The 18,759-nt window shown below is 37.1% G+C and carries 15 protein-coding genes and 1 pseudogene; 4 read left to right on the top strand and 12 right to left on the bottom strand.

Going from position 1 to position 18,759, the window contains the following annotated elements:
* The 11 genes and pseudogenes from I586_RS10090 to I586_RS10140 form a co-directional block, all read right to left on the bottom strand.
* Window positions 1–251 (bottom strand): annotated as a pseudogene (locus tag I586_RS10090) (PTS transporter subunit EIIC); the annotation flags it as partial.
* A gap of 217 nt (window positions 252–468) precedes the next feature.
* Window positions 469–1,395 (bottom strand): transketolase family protein, encoded by a 927-nt coding sequence (locus tag I586_RS10095; RefSeq protein ID WP_010766050.1) that lies wholly within the window; start codon window positions 1,393–1,395, stop codon window positions 469–471.
* Window positions 1,395–2,225, bottom strand: a complete 831-nt coding sequence (locus I586_RS10100) for a transketolase (protein ID WP_010766051.1) — start codon at window positions 2,223–2,225, stop codon at window positions 1,395–1,397. Before I586_RS10100 ends, I586_RS10095 begins: the two co-directional genes overlap by 1 nt.
* Window positions 2,225–3,592: a PTS ascorbate transporter subunit IIC gene (locus I586_RS10105; RefSeq protein ID WP_010766052.1), complete on the bottom strand. Its 1,368-nt coding sequence runs from the start codon at window positions 3,590–3,592 to the stop codon at window positions 2,225–2,227. The genes I586_RS10100 and I586_RS10105 overlap by 1 nt, the downstream gene beginning before the upstream one ends.
* A 25-nt stretch (window positions 3,593–3,617) precedes the next feature.
* Complete coding sequence (locus I586_RS10110; RefSeq protein WP_010766053.1) at window positions 3,618–3,899, bottom strand: PTS sugar transporter subunit IIB; 282 nt, start codon at window positions 3,897–3,899, stop codon at window positions 3,618–3,620.
* Entirely contained in the window at window positions 3,896–5,947 is a 2,052-nt protein-coding gene (locus I586_RS10115) for a BglG family transcription antiterminator (protein ID WP_010766054.1), read from the bottom strand. Before I586_RS10115 ends, I586_RS10110 begins: the two co-directional genes overlap by 4 nt.
* 157 nt (window positions 5,948–6,104) lie before the next feature.
* Window positions 6,105–8,309 carry a glycoside hydrolase family 65 protein gene (locus I586_RS10120; protein ID WP_010766055.1) on the bottom strand — a complete coding sequence of 735 codons (2,205 nt, stop codon included), beginning with the start codon at window positions 8,307–8,309 and terminating at the stop codon, window positions 6,105–6,107.
* A gap of 26 nt (window positions 8,310–8,335) precedes the next feature.
* Entirely contained in the window at window positions 8,336–9,757 is a 1,422-nt protein-coding gene (locus I586_RS10125) for a PTS transporter subunit EIIC (protein ID WP_010766056.1), read from the bottom strand.
* A 53-nt stretch (window positions 9,758–9,810) separates the two neighbouring features.
* Window positions 9,811–11,247, bottom strand: a complete 1,437-nt coding sequence (locus I586_RS10130) for a family 1 glycosylhydrolase (RefSeq protein ID WP_010766057.1) — start codon at window positions 11,245–11,247, stop codon at window positions 9,811–9,813.
* A 208-nt stretch (window positions 11,248–11,455) separates the two neighbouring features.
* Window positions 11,456–12,313 (bottom strand): AraC family transcriptional regulator, encoded by an 858-nt coding sequence (locus tag I586_RS10135; protein ID WP_010766058.1) that lies wholly within the window; start codon window positions 12,311–12,313, stop codon window positions 11,456–11,458.
* A gap of 384 nt (window positions 12,314–12,697) precedes the next feature.
* Window positions 12,698–13,585 (bottom strand): SDR family oxidoreductase, encoded by an 888-nt coding sequence (locus I586_RS10140; RefSeq protein ID WP_010766059.1) that lies wholly within the window; start codon window positions 13,583–13,585, stop codon window positions 12,698–12,700.
* A gap of 305 nt (window positions 13,586–13,890) precedes the next feature.
* Here I586_RS10140 and I586_RS10145 point away from each other — a divergent pair, with 305 nt between their 5' ends.
* The 4 genes from I586_RS10145 (at window position 13,891) to I586_RS10160 (ending at window position 17,690) form a co-directional block, all read left to right on the top strand.
* Window positions 13,891–14,490 carry a LemA family protein gene (locus I586_RS10145; protein ID WP_010762751.1) on the top strand — a complete coding sequence of 200 codons (600 nt, stop codon included), beginning with the start codon at window positions 13,891–13,893 and terminating at the stop codon, window positions 14,488–14,490.
* Between the two features lie 6 nt (window positions 14,491–14,496).
* Window positions 14,497–15,309, top strand: coding sequence for a TPM domain-containing protein (locus I586_RS10150; protein ID WP_010766060.1), 813 nt, complete (start codon window positions 14,497–14,499; stop codon window positions 15,307–15,309).
* A gap of 274 nt (window positions 15,310–15,583) precedes the next feature.
* The gene (gene celB / locus I586_RS10155) at window positions 15,584–16,852 is read left to right on the top strand and encodes a PTS cellobiose transporter subunit IIC (protein ID WP_010766061.1); all 1,269 of its coding nucleotides are present in this window, start codon (window positions 15,584–15,586) and stop codon (window positions 16,850–16,852) included.
* Window positions 16,853–16,967: 115 nt separating this feature from the next.
* Window positions 16,968–17,690 carry a GntR family transcriptional regulator gene (locus I586_RS10160; protein WP_010766062.1) on the top strand — a complete coding sequence of 241 codons (723 nt, stop codon included), beginning with the start codon at window positions 16,968–16,970 and terminating at the stop codon, window positions 17,688–17,690.
* Between the two features lie 486 nt (window positions 17,691–18,176).
* On the opposite strand, the gene I586_RS10165 is transcribed toward I586_RS10160, so the two are convergent.
* Window positions 18,177–18,722 carry an NADPH-dependent FMN reductase gene (locus tag I586_RS10165; RefSeq protein ID WP_010766063.1) on the bottom strand — a complete coding sequence of 182 codons (546 nt, stop codon included), beginning with the start codon at window positions 18,720–18,722 and terminating at the stop codon, window positions 18,177–18,179.
* Between the last annotated feature and the right edge of the window lie 37 nt (window positions 18,723–18,759).

The raw sequence follows: 18,759 nt of genomic DNA on the forward strand, positions 1-18,759 counted from the left end.
CCAGCCTCTACTTTTTTCTTATTTGCCATTGATGAAGCAATTCCTACACAAAAAATAATTGCTAAATTGTTCATCATGGCATCCATCATTGTTTTAATCAACAATCCAATGGTTTGTATAAAAGATGGCATAAATTCCAACTGTAAAATAACAGCAACTGCTAAAAATAATCCCATGACTGCCATAAATTTAATTGGCATAATCGCCGAACGCGAAAATTTTTGCATTGCTTCTTTTGCTTTTGCTCCCATTTTTTCCCTCTTTCCAACTGACTAATTTGAGTTGTACAAGCTCTTATCTGTAAGTTAACACAACAATATAACGCTTACAATATTTGCTTGAATCTATGGGAAAAAGTCCGTAAGTTGGACCTATAATTGGATATGCTCTTACTAAAGAGCGTTCAAAAATCGTAAAAATACAATTTTTGAACGCTCTCTTGAGATAGATTAGACAATCAATTCATCATTATTTATTTAACACTTCTTTGACTGCCTCGGATATATCAACAGCCTTTAATCCATAAACCTTTTTCAAATACTCTGATTTACCCACTTGCCCAAATTGTTCCTTGACACCGATTCTCTTCATCTTCACAGGCTGATTTTCCGTAACGATTTCCGCTACAGCACTTCCTAGCCCGCCGATTATGTTATGATTTTCTGCGGTTACGATTGGTCCTAGTTTGGCAGCTTCGATTACGATTTCTTCATTCATTGGCTTGATTCTAAATAAATCGATCACCTGAACTGAAATACCACGTTCTTCTAAATCAGCCGCTGCCTGAAGCGCTTCTTCTACCATGATCCCACTAGCAAAAATCGTACCGTCCGTTCCTTCTTTCAACTTACAGTATCCTTTTGAAAAATCTTCTTCTCCTGTATAAAGTGATTTCGCTTGCTTACGTATCGTTCGAATATAGAACAAGCCTTTTGCTGTATGAGCATATTCCAAAATAGCTTTAAATTGATACGGATCTGACACTTCATAGATTGTATTTTTCGGGATCACTCGCATCAATGCTACATCTTCAAACGGCATATGCGTTCCACCATTCATTTCAGCTGTAACACCTGGATCTGTCCCAACGATGACGGCATGATTTTGAGCATAGCCCAGAGAGATAAATACTTGATCAAATGAACGTCGTGTCGCAAATGGTGCAAACGTGTGGATAAATGGAACAAATCCCGTTACAGCCAACCCTGCCGCTGCACTCATTTCTTGCGCTTCCATAATTCCTACATTGATATAGCGATTGCCCAATTTTTCTTTTAATTTGCTGGTTCCCATCGAACCTGCCAAATCAGCTTCTAAAGCTAAAACATTTTGATCTTTTTCTGCTAATTCTTGAATGGTGTTAGTATACACCTGACGCATTTCTAAGTCTTTCATTACTGGTTCACCTCGATCTTTTTAGCTAGGCTTTCAATAGCTTCTTTGATTGCGATTTTCCCTGCTTCATCTGGACGAACATGATGATTATCCACTAGCTCCTCAAAGTAAGGAACACCTTGCCCTTTCACTGTATCTAAAACGATCGCTGTTGGTTTTCCATATCCTTGTTTCGCTTGATTGATTGCGGCTTCAATAGCTGATACATCGCCACCATCCACCCGCCAACTATTAAAACCAAACGCCTGCATTTTTTCAACAAAATCAAATGGATCACAAATATCCGTTGTATAACCATCTAATTGTTTCTTATTATCATCGATCAACACGATCAAATGATCCAACTTTTGATGCGCTGCAAACTGAAACGCTTCCCAACATTGTCCTTCGTTTAACTCTCCGTCACCCACAATTGCAAAAGTATAATTCTCTTTGCCTAACAATTGATTGCCTTTTGCAATGCCTGTCGCAGCTGAGATTCCTTGTCCAAGTGAGCCTGTGGTCATATCTACCCCAGGCGTTTTGATTCGATCAGGATGTGAAGGAAGATTGGTTCCATTTTGGTTTAGGCTAAAAAGAAACGCTTCATCAAAATATCCCTTTAAAAATAAGGTAGCATACAGCGCAGGTCCAGCATGTCCTTTTGATAGAACAAAATAATCGCGATTTGGATCGTCTTTTCTTTCTGGCGAAACATTCAAAACCTTTCCATATAAAACAGCCAATGTTTCAACGATAGACAAGCTACCACCAAAATGTCCAAAACCTAAATTATCTAACTCCCGCATCGTATAATAACGAATTTGATCTGCAAATTTCTGTGTATCCATTATGCTGCCTCCTTCGTTTCATTGGTCTTTTTCTTGCCGAAAACAGTTAAACCAATCAGTAATGCCAACACCGCCACAACTCCTGCAACGACTGCGATTTGACCGCCCATATCTGCTAATTTCCCTAAGAATATCCCCGTCACACCATAATCTGTATCGGAGAATGTTGATCCTTGGAAGCCTAAATCCCCCATAACTGGCATCAATAAAATCGGCATAAAGCTAATGATCACGCCATGAATAAATGAGCCGACAACGGCTCCACGAACGCCTCCTGTAGCATTTCCGAAAACTCCGGCTGTCGCGCCACAGAAGAAATGCGGTACCACACCAGGAATAATCACTGTTGTACCTGTAGCGATCATAATAAACAAGCTCACGATTCCACCAACAAAACTAGTTAAAAAGCCAATCAATACAGCATTTGGTGCGTAAGGAAAAACGATTGGACAATCCAAAGCTGGAATAGAATTCGGCACTAACTTTTCAGAAATCCCTTTAAACGCTGGTACAATTTCAGCTAAAATCAAACGAACCCCAGCCAGGATTACGAAAACACCCGCTGCAAACATCCCTGCTTGTTGTAAGGCATAAATAATATAATTAGTACCATTGCTAAGATTTTCAGAAATAAAGTCATTTCCTGCAAACAACGCGACAATTGTATACACAATCCCCATCGTCAATGTAATACTAACGGTTGAATCTCGTAAAAAAGATAACCCTTTTGGAAAATTGATATCTTCCGTTGATTTTTCTTTATTCCCTACATATTTCCCAATAAACCCACTAAGAGCATACCCAAAATTCCCAGTATGACCTAGAGCCACTGAATCATTTTTCGTGATTTGCTTGGTAAACGGCTGAGCGATTGCTGGAAAAATCGTATTAGCCAATCCTAATGCCAACCCGCCTACTAAAACGAGTGGCACTGCACTCATTTTTGTTACACTCATGATCACGGCAATCATACACGCCATGTAAAGTGTTGCGTGACCAGTCAAATAAATATATTTAAATTTCGTAATGCGCGCAATCAAAATATTAAACGCCATTCCTGCTAACATAATAAGTGCTGTATATGTCCCATATTTTGTTAAAGCCAAAGCAACGATTGCTTCATTATTTGGCACTACTCCTTGCATATTAAACGCATGCTGGAACATTTCACCAAACGGTGCCAGTGACCCTTCGATCACTCCCGCACCTGCCGTTACGACTAGAAATCCTACAAATGTCTTGATTCCGCCACGGACAACATCTGAAATCGGCTTTTTCTGTAGTCCTAAGCCTAATACCGCAATCAACGCCACCAAAATCGCTGGCGTACTTGCAATGTCGATCAATATATTTAAAACACTATTCATGTTTTTCTCCCACCTTCCTTAGACTTTAAAGTAACCCTTCTTTGACACAAACGGCTTTCACTTTTTCTCTCAACTCGTCCATATCGATAATACTGTCTAAAATTACAACATTCCCTAAATGCTGCGCACTATCTGCTAAATCCCCACCAACAAAAAAGACATCTGCCAAATCCGGTGTGGCACTTCCCATATCATAATGTGCCACCTCAACTCCTGTTACCCCTAATTCATTCAATACACTGTTGATATTCATTTCCACCATAAAACTAGATCCTAATCCAGATCCACAAACTGCTGCCATTTTCATAATGATTCTCCTTCCTTTAATAACTGAATAATTGTTTCTTGATCCTTTGCTACTAATAGTTTTTCTAAATTCTCTTTGTTGGATAAAATCTTCGTCAAACTCGCCAATGCTTTTAAATGCATTTCATTATCTACCGCTGCTAAACAGATAAAAATTGTAATTTCATGCTTAGGATCACCTAAAAGCAACACAGGCTCTTCCACTTTTAAAAGAGACATTCCTAATTGTTTTACCCCATCTTCTGGTCTCGCATGCGGCAAGGCGATTCCTTTCCCAATATGAATAAAGGCACCGTAATCTTTCACCTTTTGAATCATTGCGTCAATATAATTGTCTGTAATCTTCCCCTGTTCTTTTAGAGGTTGTGCCGCATAAGCAATCGCTTCTTCCCATGTTAATGTTTTATCCGTCAACTGGATCATTTCTTTTGTCAGCAACTCCGATAGCATTGGCTTCTCATCTTCTTTCACTTTTAGTTTTTTGATCATTTTTCGATTTAAGATTCTGTATATTTTTTCTTTGGTGACGCCTTTTTTTAACTCGATATATGGTAATAAGGTTTCAATTATTTCGTCGATAGAAGGGACAACGATTCCTGGTATCAATAACTCTTCTTGCACATGACGGATCAAGTTATTTTTTTCTAGCTGTGTCATGATTGGATTGACCAAGTACATTTTCTTTTGTGTATTTAACGGAACACTCGAAAAAATCACATCGTATTCAGATTCGGCAAGACTTTCTAATTGATCAACCGTTGTTGTTAAACTAAAGTCGATCGTTGGGAAAAGTTCCTTCAACTCTGATTGCATGATTAAACTAGAACTAATTCCACTTGGACATAAAACCAATGCTTTATAGCGAATCACCCGATTTAATTCCCGCTGATTTCCAATTTCACCGCCAAATAGAATCGTAAAATACCCCACTTCTTCATCTGGGATCGCTTGACCTGTCAGCATCTCTAAAGGGTGCAACGCTATTTTTGTCAAAGCGAATAATTCGCCATATTGTTCTTTGATTTCTTCTATCAGCACATTCGTTAAAGAAAAATGATACTTGATTCTAAAAAAAGCTGGCACCAAATGATAAAAAAGATCGAGTAGTAATTTTCGATACGCTTTAAATTCGATTGCTGCTAAACGTTCCATCTCATGAATGATTTGGCTCGCACATTCTAGTAAAAATTCCAGCGCAGTATCGCGGATTTCTCCTTGTGTAATCGTCATAAAAATGAGTGTGAAATAAAATTGTTCACTTTCAGGATCTAAGATAGTTGAGAATTTAGCTAAAAATAGCTGACTTCCATGAAAAGCATTCAGCTCTTTTATCCTCTCTTTTGCTTGTCGATCCAACTTAATTGAATGTGATTTTGCACGCCTTAAAACATACACCATAAAATAAATCGTTTCTTCAATTCGGCTTGGTACAATCACTAACTCACTTGCTTTGATCGTTTCAAAAAGATATGAACGAACATCTGCTTCAAACGTTCTTGAATACTTAACCAAGCCTTTTTTTAAGCCCCATTTCCCTGAAACTGACGTGACGACTTTTGCAATCATTTGATGTGCTTGAATTCGAATATCTTCTTCACGTCCCGATAAATAAAATCCTTTTTTTCGTGAATAGTCTAATTTGATCTGATACTTCGTTAAGCGTTCCCGCAACTTTTTGATATCCGCTAAGATCGTATTCTTACTGACTTGAAAAAATTCTTGATAATGAAACACAGATAAATCCTCATCTGCAGTAAACGTCAACAGATAAAGTAGCGCTTGTCGTTCATATTCTGAATAGAAAATCTCTGTTTCCAACTTACCAAAATGAAGTTCCAACCATTTATCGGCTACTTGCTTTGGAAAATAGAGTTTGTCTTCTTCCCTATAAATCGGTTCATAAGAAAATTTCTGCAGCTGCTCATCAATTTTCCCTAACTGATCAATCACGGTTTCTGTAGGCAATCCTGTAATCTCGCTCAGCTCTTGAATAGAGTGCCCTACTTTATGCGACATGTCGATAAGATAACTCATTCGATAATCAATCATCTTGTTCCTCCTGTATTCACTATATAATGTAAACGCTACAAATTAAAGAAACGTTGGGTCTAATCTAATTTTGATTTTTCAAAATGATTGGACTCAATTAAAAAAATAACAAAAAAGCCATGGAAGTCAATTGATTACTGACTCCATAGCTATTTTGTTAGTTGATTGCAATCATTGCCTTATTTTCAGACAATTGTTTTATAGATAATTGTTCGTTTGATTCTAGAAGGGTTACCTTTAATTCTTTTTTATCCATTTTCACCTTGACGAGTGTTCCATGAATGTTTAGCTTAAAGGCCAACCCTTCAATTTCTTTTGGTAAATGATTCTCAAGCTGGATTGTTTGCCCTGTACTTGATAAGCCTGCAAAACCGTAAATGATGCTCAACCAACTACCACCCATATTTGCTGCATGAATCCCATCTTTAGCATTGCCTTGTAAATCTGTTAGATCCATCAATGCTGTATCCATAAAGTAACTATAGGCCTTATCCTGTTGCTTCGTACGACTGGCTAAAATACTAAAAATAGAACGTGACAACGAAGAATCATGGGTCGTCACCTCTTCATAAAACTGATAATCTCTTTGAATTTGCTCAACTGAGTAATCTTGCGGAAATAGCATTTCAGCTAACAAGGCATCTGCTTGTTTACACACCTGATGTTTGTATATAATCATCGGGTGATAGTGTAGTAACAGTGGATAATTCTCTTTTGGTGTTTCTTCAAATGGCCATTTGGCTTTTTCAAAGAACGTGTCATCTTGTTTGATCAGTTGTTTTTCATGATCGTATGGCAGTTTCATTCCTTCGGCGGCTTGTTGCCAAGTAGACCATTCTGCTTCTTTAACTGAATTCAGACGTTGTGCTAAAGTGACAGCATAGCTTAAATTATTTTGAGCCATTTTATTTGTATAATAGTTATTGTTGACTAAAGCTGTATACTCATCGGGCCCTGTCACACCATTGATACAAAACTCATTTCCGATCCAACTGCCGTAGTTCAACCAAAAACGTGCAGTTTCAAAAATCACTTCAGCACCAGATTCTGCGATAAATTGATGATCTCCTGTTACTCGTTCATATAATTGAAAAGCATAGGCAATATCGGCATTGATATGGACTTGAGCTGTTCCAGCAGGATAATACGCACTAGCTTCTTCGCCATTGATTGTTCGCCAAGCAAATAAAGCGCCACTGTTTTGTGCCATTTCCTTTGCTCGTTCCTGGGCCTTTGGTAAAATCGATACCCGATATGTTAGTAATTGTTTGGCAATTTTGGGTTGTGTATAGATAAAAAACGGCAAGATATACATTTCAGTATCCCAAAAATAATGCCCTTCATAACCTTCACCAGTCAATCCTTTCGCAGCAAAATTCGTCAAACCATCTCGCCCTGCATTTTGATATAGATGAAATAGGTTAAAACGAATCCCTTTTTGCAGAATCGGGTCACCAGTAATTTCGATATCACTTGCTTGCCAGAATTCAGAAAAATGCTGTATGTGTTCTTTGGCTAACTGATTAAATTCCAAGTGACGTTTAACTGTGGTCAACTTGTCTTTTTCCCTTTCAATCTTACGACTCTCTGTTGTGAGCGGGTTTGACAGTACGACATAGTTTGTTAAAGTAACTGCCTGATTTTTTTGAACAAAGACTCGTTTTGATACAGCTAAACCACCGATCTCATCCACGCCATCAGCAGTTTGCATCACTTGAGAGAGCAAAACAGATTGTTCACTAAATTCTGTTTTCACTTCGATCCACTCGTCATTTAACGGCACAATTCCAAGTTTACTTTTAGATGAAGCAACACGCGGATCAATTGTTCCATCTTCATTAGTGTTTCCCTCTTGAAATGCAATCTGCTTAGTAATCAGCAGCTCACCAGAAAAATTCAACGCTTCGATCGTATAGTGAAAAACACTGACTTCCGCCTGAGAATAGGATAAAAATGAACAAAGAGATAATGAAAATATCTTTCCGTGCAACGTTTCGATTTCATAACGTTCTTCCAACATCCCAGTTTTCATATTCAGCTGAAAATCAGTTTGTGTTGTACGCCAGTCTGCTTCAGTTGATTTTTCTCCATCGATCTCGATGATAAGACTTCTTATATCAGGCAGTTTTACGATCGTTTGATGATTTTTCGCATAACCATAAGCCCATTCTCCGTAAACAATCGGATGTGTATCGTAAAAACCATTGATAAACGTTCCAGGATTTCCTTTTGTCGTTTTTCCTTTTAAAATACTGGATGCACGTACGCCTACATGGCCGTTGCATAATGCAAACAAGGTTTCAATATAATCAGGATTTTGGTTATTAAGATCATTTAGCGCCAGCAAATACTCAGAATTCATCTTTTTTCTCCTTTGATCAGCTTTTTTTAAACAGCAGAAGCTGTTCCTTTCGTTTCAACTTCTTTGCTAGAAACAGTGTTCTTTGGCTCTTTTTGTAAAAACAATGTCAGAATAAATGGAATAACCAGTGACATCACCATCATCAATACACCTGCAATCACATTGGCTACCCCTTTATCGCCAGAGAAACCAAGAATTGCCATCACACTATTTTGTGGTACATAAAGAGTAACATGCATGATCCCTGCAAAACAACCAGAAATCCCCGCACCAATCACCGCTGCAATCAATGGTTTTTTATACTTCATCGTTACGCCATATAAGGCTGGTTCTGTAATTCCCATGATTGCAGAAATTCCAGCAGCCGTTGCAATTGATTTAACACTCTTATCTTTTGATTTCAATGCTACCGCTAATGAAGCCCCACCTTGAGCTAAATTAGCACAAACTTGAGCAACTAAAATCAATGATTCTGTTCCTGTTGCAGCAAATGAAGCCACAAAAATCGGTGTCAAGGCATGGTGCATACCGGTCATTACGATAAATGGCATAGCTGCAGCAAGTAGCGCTACCATGATAAAGCCTAATTTTCCTTCTAATAAATTGATTATCCAAGCAAGTCCCATTCCTGCATAATTTCCTAAAGGACCGATCACGATCAACACTAAAGGTGCTGTGATAAGTAAGACCAACGTTGGATTTAAAATGATTTTCAGAGAACTAGGCGTGATTTTATCTACACCGCGTTCAATGTATGACATGATCCAAATTGTTAATAAGGCCGGAATAACAGAAGCCGCATAGCCTACTCCTTGAATCGGCATACCCAAAAATGAAATCGGATCGCCACTTGCAACCCACGTAGTAAAATTAGGATGCAATAAAATCCCTACCACAATTACTGCAAGTGACGTATTTACTTTAAATTTACGTGAAGCAAATACAGCTAATAAGATCGGCATAAAGTAAAACGCACTATCACCAATAAAATCTAACACACGATAGGTGCTTGATTCATTTGATAACCAATGGAACGTCGTACTTAATGATAAAATAACCTTGATCATCCCAGCAGCAGTAAGCGCAGGGATCATCGGTGTCATACAAGCTGTGATCGTATCAACAATTTTATTGAAGATTCCTGTCTCTTGTTTTTCACTTTGTGTCTCACTATTTTCAGCATCCCCATTAACGATTCCTTGCGCGATGACTTCTTTAAACACTTTATCCACATGACTGCCTATGATCACTTGGAATTGGGTTGGTGTAGGATTGATATCCACTACACCACTGAGCTCTTTTAACCCTTGCTCATTTACTTTAGTGTCATCTTTCAATTGAAAACGTAATCGTGTTGCACAATGAACGGCTGATACGACGTTTTCTTTTCCACCGATGTTTTCAATGATTTGTTGCGCTAATTCGTTATAATTGTCTTTTGATGTCATGTTTTTATCCCCTCTCAGTTTCCCCATGTAGCTGATTGCTTCAACAAACTCTATTAATCATTAAATGCCGCAGCACCATTGGTTTTCACAACTTCTTGATACCAATCGTAACTAGCTTTTTTCAAACGATTCCCGGTTCCATTGCCTTCATCATCCAAATCAACATAGATTACACCATATCGTTTACTGATACGCCCTTCACTCACACTGGTTAAATCAATAATTCCCCACATCATATACCCAATTAAATCCACACCATCTTCATTCAATGCCAGCAATAAATTTTGAATATGCCCTTTTAGATACTCGATTCGATACTCATCATCAATTTTTTGACCTTGTAATACATCTTGTGTTCCTAAACCATTTTCAACAATAAATAGCGGTTTTCGATAACGATCATACAATTGATTTAACGTGATTCTAAGTCCTAATGGATCATTTTGCCACACACTAGTACTTTCTGGTAAATACGGATTTTTAACAGTCATAAAGCCATTCGTTGCGACTTTTTCTAATCCATCTTGATTCGCTGACGTACAAGCGCTAGAATAATAACTAAATGAAACAAAATCAACCGTATTTTCTTTTAAAATGTGCTTATCTTGTTCTGTCACGTTTAGCTGAATATGGTTTTCTTCAAAAAAGTTCGCGGTAAACTTAGGATATTCCCCAAAAACTTGAACATCTGAAAAGAGTAAATTCTCCCGCTCACTTTTCAATGCGGCAAACACATCTTCTGGATCACATGTATATGCATACGTCTTACCAGCTGCCAGCATTGCACCAAATTGAGTATCTGGATTAATTTCTTTTCCCACTTTGATTGTCAATGCATTGGCCAATAGTTGATGGTGCCCTGCTTGATATTGGATTTGTAATGGATTTTCCTTTGAATTGAATGTAATACCACCACCAATAAAGGGAATATGCAACACCATATTCATTTCGTTAAACGGAATCCAATACTTGATTCGCCCTTTAAAATACGTCATGATCGTTTTTGCATAATGAACATACAAATCAACCACTTTGCGATTTTGCCATCCATTGTATTTTTCCACCAAATGAAACGGTAAATCAAAATGACTAATGGTTACGATTGGTTCAATCTGATATTTTTCAAGCTCCCCTAGAATTTGATCATAAAAATTCAATCCTTTTTGATTTGGTCCATTTTCTTCTCCTGTCGGAAAAATCCGAGACCATGAAATGGAAAAACGAAAACTATTGATCCCAAGCTCACTCAACAATTTGATATCCTCTTTAAACGTGTGATAAAAATCAATCGCTGTACGACTTGGATAAATTTCTTTATTCTCTGGATTTAAAATCGTATGTTGTTGATCTAAATAGACGGGTTTTAACCGCTGATCGTTCAATGGAAGATAATCAAAATTTGACATTTTTCTGCCATCTGCCAAATAATTCCCTTCAGTTTGAGCGGCCGAAATGGCTCCTCCCCATAAAAATCCTGTTTGTGCTTGCATATTGTCTCCCTCTATTCTCAAAAATAGCGTTATGATACCAATTACCATATTTTAATAAGCGCTTATCTCTAAATACATTTTGATTATAAAAGATTTACAAGCGGTTTCAATCCCAAAAATTTGTCTTATCATTCTCATATATTGCTCTTTGACAAAAAAATAAAAGAGACCTCTACAGAAGGTCTACTTTCACTTACAATGTATTCAATTAATTCTTAACACTCATTTTTTCACGATATTTCAAAGGAGACATCCCCATTGATTGTTTGAACAAACGATAAAACGTTTTATCACTTTCGATCCCAATTTGACTAATGATTTCAGAAACGTTATCCGTTGAGTTGATCAAGAGCCACTTTGCTTTATCAATACGATAATCATTCAAAAAAGTAATAAAGGTTTTGCCAGTATTTCGCTTAAAAAATTTCGTGAAATAAAATTGACTGTAGCCGATGGAATTAGCCACTTCTTCTAATGTGATTTTCGTTGTATAGTTTTGTTCAACATATCTAAATACCTGATCTAATTTTTCTAAAATATCTTTACTTTGCACCTTTTCATGACTTTTATGAATTTCTTTTTTCTCTGGAATATTTCGAAAAAGATAAACGAACAACTTCAATAAATCTGCTTTTTGTTGATAGTGAAACCCTGCTTCTTTCCGTTGCTCTTCATGGTACATTTCTATCAAAATTTCTCTAACAACGGCTTCTTTTTCACGGTGCCACTTTGGACTAAATGGTTCGACAGCTTCAAAAAATCGAGTCAAATTAAGCCCCTCTGTATTTAAACCAGTAAAAAAAGTTAGATCAAATTGAAAAACGATTCGCTCACTTCCAGGTGAGGCTAAAACGTAATGAATATCGCCTCCATTGATCAACACGATCTCTCCTTCTGATAAACTATACGGTTGATCATTGATTCCTAGATGAATGCTGCCTTTCGTCACATAAATCAACTCAATTTCTCGATGCCAATGAGGCGTGGTTAAAATATTCCCATCATTTAAAATAATTCGGAAAGGAAACTCAGGGTTCAGCTCGGGCATCTCTAAAAAAATAGCCATTGATTTTCCCCATTTCTTTTGGCGTAGTTTTGCAGATTATTCTATCATAGATTTCCTTTTAAGCGAAATAGAAAAAGAATCACCTAAAACGAGTACATACACTACACATTTTAGGTGATCCGTTATTAGTTATCAGGTAGTTCATCTTTTTTATAAGCAATGACGTTTGAGTCTTTGTTTTTTCGGTATCTGTTGCTTCATCTAGTTACATCTTAAATTGAGTAATGGCAATTGGAATCACCTGTCATTTGGATGCCCTTCACTGACTAACGCGTTGACAATCTCAGTAGCTTTCTTTTTAACAGAGGTTCAACGATTTAAACCAACTCGGATATTCCTTTCCCCTATGGCATTGTGACTCGTCTCCTTAGTTAATAAAATCAATCAAGCAAAGAAACTACCACCTGTGATAGAGTAGACTTGTCCTGTGACATAACTTGCATCATTAGAAGCTAAGAAAACATAAACAGCAGCCAATTCTACCGGTTGTCCAGCTCGCCCAATCGATTCTTTTTGTCCAAATTCAGGAATTTTTTCTGATGGTTGTCCGCCACAAATTTGTAACGCTGTCCAAATAGGACCAGGCGCAACGGTATTGACACGAATACCAGAAGAAGCTAATTGCGCTGATAATCCTTTACTGAAAGAGGTGATTGCACCTTTTGTTGCAGCATAATCTAATAAATTTGCACTTGGCTCAGCACTTTGAATGGACGTCGTGGTAATGATACTACCGCCTTTTGGCAGATAATCTAACACTTCTTGCACTGCCCAATACATTGAAATAATATTTGTCGTATACGTATCCATGATTTGTTGTGTGGATAAGTCTTTGATGTTCTCCACAGCTTGCTGCATACCAGCATTTAGGACTAGAATATCCAAGCCATCTAATTCTTTAGCCGCTTCATGAACAAGTTTTCGCGTAAATGTTTCATCTTTTAAATCACCTGGCAACAAAATGGCTTTGCGTCCTTCTGCTTCAATCAAGTCTTTCACTTCCTTTGCATCGGCTTCTTCAAAAGGTAAGTAATTGATTGCGATGTCGGCACCTTCTCTTGCATATGCAATAGCTGCAGCACGTCCGATTCCAGAATCTCCACCTGTGATCAAGGCTTTGCACCCTGCCAATTTTCCTGATCCTTTATAAGATGTTTCTCCGCAATCAGGTACAGGTGTCATTTTTTGTTGTAATGCGGGTGCTTCTTGTGATTGTTTTTCAAATTTCCCATCGTAGAATCTTGTTAACGGATTTTCGATTTTTTCTGTCATCTTGATTCCTCCTATGAATTTGTTGCCAATAAAAAGTAACTACCAGCTTACTTCCTTACCCTAATACAAATTGTGGACCCTGACAAATCATCTGTTTTTATGTGAAACAAATTTCAGAAAAGTCGGTTTCTTTGGCTTATCGCTTAAAACTCCTTATAATTAACAGTATAAACCCATCTATTTATAAAAAATAGGTCTTAAGTTGGATGTCAAAACATTGCAGAAACATTACAATATCATTACATCAAGTTTAAAAAGCTCGCTTCACGAGCTTACTCAGTTTTTAAATTTTAGGAGGAAAAGACATGAAAAACAACAAAACAAGATTTGGCTTGATCGCTGTAATCGTCATTGTTTTATTAGGCGTTTTCGGGGTCAGTCAATACAACGGATTAGCAAAAAAAGAACAATCAGTGGAGTCACAATGGAGTCAAGTAGAAAACGTGATGCAGCGTAGAGCAGATCTCGTGCCAAACTTAGTCAACAGCGTAAAAGGCAGCATGCAACAAGAACAAAAAGTCTTTGGTGATATTGCTAAAGCGCGTGAAGCTTATGGTTCTGCTAACAATGATTCAGATAAAATCAAAGCTAGTCAAGAGTTGGATCAATCTGTAGGGACGTTGATCAATGTCATCAATGAAAATTATCCTGAACTAAAATCAAATGATAATGTACAAACATTAATGACACAATTAGAAGGCACTGAAAACCGTATTTCGGTTGAACGTAAACGTTACAATGAAGTCGTGAAAGAATACAACGAACAAGTCGTTTCTTTCCCTAAAAATATCTTTGCAAATATGATGGGTCTAGGTAAGAAGGATTACTTTAAAGCTGATCCAACAGCTAGCACTGTACCTTCCGTGAATTTTGATAATTCTACTAGTACTTCTAGTGGGAAGTGATGATCGATGAAACGTTTTAGACGAGGTTTATTACTTAGCGTATTAGTTTTCCTTGTCACCTTTTTCCTTGGCTTTCAACTACCTGCTTTTGCTGAAATCTTACCCGCTTCACCAGATCATTTTTACCTGGACCAACCAGGAATTCTGAATGAAACAACTAAAAATTTAGTTGAGAGAAAAGGCGAGCTTTATAAAGAAAAGACAGAAGCTCCTCAAGTGGTTTTAGCTGTGATCGATTCGACTGAAGGTGATAGTATCGATAGTTACGCACCAGATCTTTTTAAAAAATGGAAAATTGGTAATCAAAAAGAAGATAATGGCGTTTTAATTCTTTATGCAGTTAATGATGGCGATCGGAATGTCCGAATCGAAGTCGGTTATGGCTTGGAAGATGTCATCACGGATAGCATTGCAGGAAATATTCTTCAACATGCGAAGGATGATTTGAAGTCAGACGATGCTGCCTCAATCAATCAAGGATTGCAGTATACCTTTAATGCAGTCACTACCTTGATCGATAAACATTATGACTATCCTGCCGATCAAAATGCGTTATCCGATGACGAAATAGATCAAGTTTACTCAGATGATAGTTCTGATGGAGAAGGTATTTTTAGTATTTTCTTTGTTCTTCTCATCGTTCTTCCTTTTATGCTCTTTGGAGGTCGTGGCGGTCGCGGTGGTCGCGGTGGCGGTCCTTGGTATTGGGGCGGCGGCGGTTTTGGCGGCGGCTCTTCAAGTGGCGGCGGCTTTAGCGGTGGTGGAGGTGGCTTCTCTGGCGGTGGCGGCTCTTCTGGTGGCGGTGGCGCTAGTATCTAGAAAAGCTGTTTTTACCATTACCTAAATCCAAAATGACATTAGGGCAGAAGTGTTTAACTCCGAGAAATAATACGAAGAAGTTGCTCCTACATCCACCATTTATTCGGATACTAAGAGTCTGGAACATAACCCAAAAGGTTATGTTCCAGGCTCTTTTTTTATTCTCTCACAAATTAATCTTATCTTTATCGAATAAAAGTATAGACATTTAAAAAATAAGGTGGTATATTCTATTTGTAATCGATTACAAATAGAATATAAAGGACTGATTATTATGAATGGTTTTATGGATTCTCTTGGAGAAAAAATCATGCCGCTTGCTAATAAACTGGGGCAAAACAGATATCTTTCTGTATTACGTGATGCTTTTATGCTGTCATTTCCATTAACAATGTTCGGATCGATCATCGTCGTCATCAATAACTTACCTTTTTTCAATGATGCAACAAAAGGCACTCTTTCTTCTTTATTTGGTAACGGTCAAAATGCAACTATGAGCATCATGGCTGTATTTGTTACGTTTGGTATTGGCTATTATTTATCTAAATCGTATGATGTCGAAGGGATTTTTGGCGGTGCTGTTTCGTTTGCTAGTTTCTTACTTTTGACACCTTTTGTCATGACTCTTGAAGATGGTACGGAAGTTTCTGGTGTCTTATCCTTAGATCGCTTAGGTGCTAAAGGGATGTTTATTGGGATGATTGCTGCGTTTTTAGCCGCTGAGATTTATTGTAGAGTAACTAAAAAAGGCTGGCAAATCAAGATGCCTGATGGAGTTCCGCCTGCTGTGGCGAAATCATTTGCTGCATTGATTCCTGCTATTTTAACTTTATCTGTTTTCCTATTTATCAATGCAATTGTTACTGGTTTATTCAATACAAACCTTCATGACGTTATTTATGATGTGATTCAAAAACCATTAGTTGGTTTAGGTAGCAGTCTACCCGCAACTCTGATTGCTTTATTCTTTGTGCAATTCTTATGGTTCTTTGGTTTACATGGGCAAATCATTGTAAATTCTGTAATGGACCCGATTTGGAATACCTTGATGTTAGAAAATTTAGATGCCTACAAAGCAGGCGAAAAATTACCTCACATCATTACAAAACCATTTATGGAAACGTTCACTGTAGGACTTGGCGGCTCTGGTATGACATTAGCTGTTATTTTGATCATGGCTTTTATCATGAAGAAAAAACAATACCGAGATATCGGTCGATTAAGTTTAGCTCCTGGAATTTTCAATGTAAATGAACCTGTAATTTTCGGGCTACCGATTGTTTTAAATGCTACGATTTTGATTCCTTGGGTCATAGCACCTTTGATTGTTACAGTCCTTAATTATCTTGTGATGGCCGCTGGGATCGTTCCACCTCCAACAGGCGTATCCGTTCCGTGGACTGTTCCGATTTTCTTTAGCGGCATGTTAGCAACGAATTCGATTTTAGGTGGTCTATTGCAACTTGTCGATTTACTTATTGTCGGTCTACTTTGGTTCCCATTCCTACGTTTATTAGATAAAGAAAAAGAAAGTGCGATTTAATCGCGCTTTCTTTTTCTTTTGAATCTTGATAGCCGAAATAATCCCCTTGTCTCAAACTCTCAATTGTCTATACATTCATAATCAGTTACAATACATATGAGGAGGTTGTAACGATATGAAGCCAAAATATGAAGAAATCGCAGATACCTTGCGCGAACGAATAAAAAATAATGTGTATAAAACAGATACTCTGATTCCAAACCAAACAGATTTAGTAAAAGAATTTAATGTGAGCCGAATGACTGTCAAAAAAGCAATCGGCATTTTAGTCATGGAAGGTCTCTTATACTCGCAAAGAGGTTCTGGTACCAAAGTATTAAATCGTTCATTTTGGGACAAAGATACCTCACCAGCCAATGAATATGATGGACTTAGCAAACAAATGCACGACCGCCATAAAAAATTAAAGAGCCAAGTCATTTTATTTGAAGTTGAATTTCCTTCAAAAGAAGTCCAAGAACGTTTAGCTATTTCTGAAGAACAGCCTGTTTATAAAATCATTCGTCTTAGAATTCTTGAAGATGAGCCGTTTATTTTGGAGCATACGTATATGCCTTGCGACTTGGTGCCAGGTCTAACAACTGATATCTTGAAAGACTCTATTTATACGTATATTAAAGAACAGCTATCTCTCGATTTTGCAGGTGCTTACCGAAATATTCAAGCAGATAAATCCGATGAGTACGACCAACACTATCTTAATTGTAAAAAAGATGACCCTGTTCTTGAAGTACAACAAGTTGTTTATTCAAAAAATGGACGTCCTATTGAGTTTTCATGTAGTAGAAACCGATATGATCAAAGAAGTTATTCTATTTTAAATGTTGATTATGCCTAGTTAAAAAAATGTGAAGCAAAACAGATGTCTCGTTTTGCGTCACATTTTTCTTTTTATTTATCGGTTACTGTATTGGTTTGAGCAACTGTTTTAAACCAATGGCCTGATTTTTGATTGTCTTTATTTGCGTATGAATATTGGTAGAGATAAAACCACGGAATATTTTTGTAATTATTACGAATACTGATGGCAATATCATATAACGCTTTTGAATATATTTCTCAACCGCGGTCAATGTTCATTCGACGACTTGGTATATTGTACTCATCAAAGATAGGCTCATTTTTTGTAGACCGATCTATTACAACTTCTTTTTGAATTATTATTATGACGATAACGTTCATAACTATTTATACTTTTAGTTTTAAAAGCAAACAAAAAAAGAGCTTACGACATAATATACTGCTCCCCAAAAGTTAGACCTTAAAATCTAACTTTTTGGAGCGGTATAATAAATTCCTAGCTCTTTATAAATAATTATATTGTTTATTGAAATTTTGATACGAAAGAACTAAATTGTTCTCCAACACTTTTCAAAAAATCTTCTGTTCCTTTATTAGTAGGCTGTAAATTTTCATCAAAAAGATTATTTGAATTGGCGATATAAACCTCTGGTTGTTGCATTGTTGGCATATTTAGGAAAGTTAAAGATTGTCGTAACACATGATTAGCTAAAACACCTGATATTCCAGAAATAGACTGTGAGGCTACCAATGCTGGCTTACCATCCCATACATTTTCTCCCCATGGACGAGAAGCAATATCTAAAGCATTTTTTAACGCTGCTGGAATGCTACGGTTATGTTCAGGTGTTACAAAAATAATTGCATCTTGTTGACTTACTTCTGCTCTAAAACGAGTGTACTCTTTTGGAGAGTTTTCATCTAAATCTTGATTATACAGTGGTAAATCTCCGATCGTTATAAATTTAACTTCTGAATTTTCTGGAAGTCCCTTAACGATTGATTTTGCAATTGCTTCTGAATAAGAATTTTTTCTAGTTGAACCTACGATTACACCATATTTTGTCATTATACATCCTTCTTTCTACTTACTTAAAGTAAGTATA

It is taken from the genome of Enterococcus moraviensis ATCC BAA-383, assembly GCF_000407445.1.
In the GTDB taxonomy this organism is placed as follows: Bacteria; Bacillota; Bacilli; order Lactobacillales; family Enterococcaceae; genus Enterococcus_L; species Enterococcus_L moraviensis.

Bases quoted from the DNA above. Each gene is read 5' to 3' on its own strand.
- I586_RS10135 (WP_010766058.1), bottom strand. From the start codon at position 12,313: ATGGCTATTTTTTTAGAGATGCCCGAGCTGAACCCTGAGTTTCCTTTC.
- I586_RS10160 (WP_010766062.1), top strand. From the start codon at position 16,968: ATGAAGCCAAAATATGAAGAAATCGCAGATACCTTGCGCGAACGAATA.
- I586_RS10095 (WP_010766050.1), bottom strand. From the start codon at position 1,395: ATGAAAGACTTAGAAATGCGTCAGGTGTATACTAACACCATTCAAGAA.
- I586_RS10150 (WP_010766060.1), top strand. From the start codon at position 14,497: ATGAAACGTTTTAGACGAGGTTTATTACTTAGCGTATTAGTTTTCCTT.
- I586_RS10130 (WP_010766057.1), bottom strand. From the start codon at position 11,247: ATGCAAGCACAAACAGGATTTTTATGGGGAGGAGCCATTTCGGCCGCT.
- I586_RS10140 (WP_010766059.1), bottom strand. From the start codon at position 13,585: ATGACAGAAAAAATCGAAAATCCGTTAACAAGATTCTACGATGGGAAA.
- I586_RS10125 (WP_010766056.1), bottom strand. From the start codon at position 9,757: ATGACATCAAAAGACAATTATAACGAATTAGCGCAACAAATCATTGAA.
- I586_RS10115 (WP_010766054.1), bottom strand. From the start codon at position 5,947: ATGATTGATTATCGAATGAGTTATCTTATCGACATGTCGCATAAAGTA.
- I586_RS10145 (WP_010762751.1), top strand. From the start codon at position 13,891: ATGAAAAACAACAAAACAAGATTTGGCTTGATCGCTGTAATCGTCATT.
- I586_RS10110 (WP_010766053.1), bottom strand. From the start codon at position 3,899: ATGAAAATGGCAGCAGTTTGTGGATCTGGATTAGGATCTAGTTTTATG.
- I586_RS10165 (WP_010766063.1), bottom strand. From the start codon at position 18,722: ATGACAAAATATGGTGTAATCGTAGGTTCAACTAGAAAAAATTCTTAT.
- I586_RS10100 (WP_010766051.1), bottom strand. From the start codon at position 2,225: ATGGATACACAGAAATTTGCAGATCAAATTCGTTATTATACGATGCGG.
- I586_RS10105 (WP_010766052.1), bottom strand. From the start codon at position 3,592: ATGAATAGTGTTTTAAATATATTGATCGACATTGCAAGTACGCCAGCG.
- I586_RS10120 (WP_010766055.1), bottom strand. From the start codon at position 8,309: ATGAATTCTGAGTATTTGCTGGCGCTAAATGATCTTAATAACCAAAAT.
- celB (WP_010766061.1), top strand. From the start codon at position 15,584: ATGAATGGTTTTATGGATTCTCTTGGAGAAAAAATCATGCCGCTTGCT.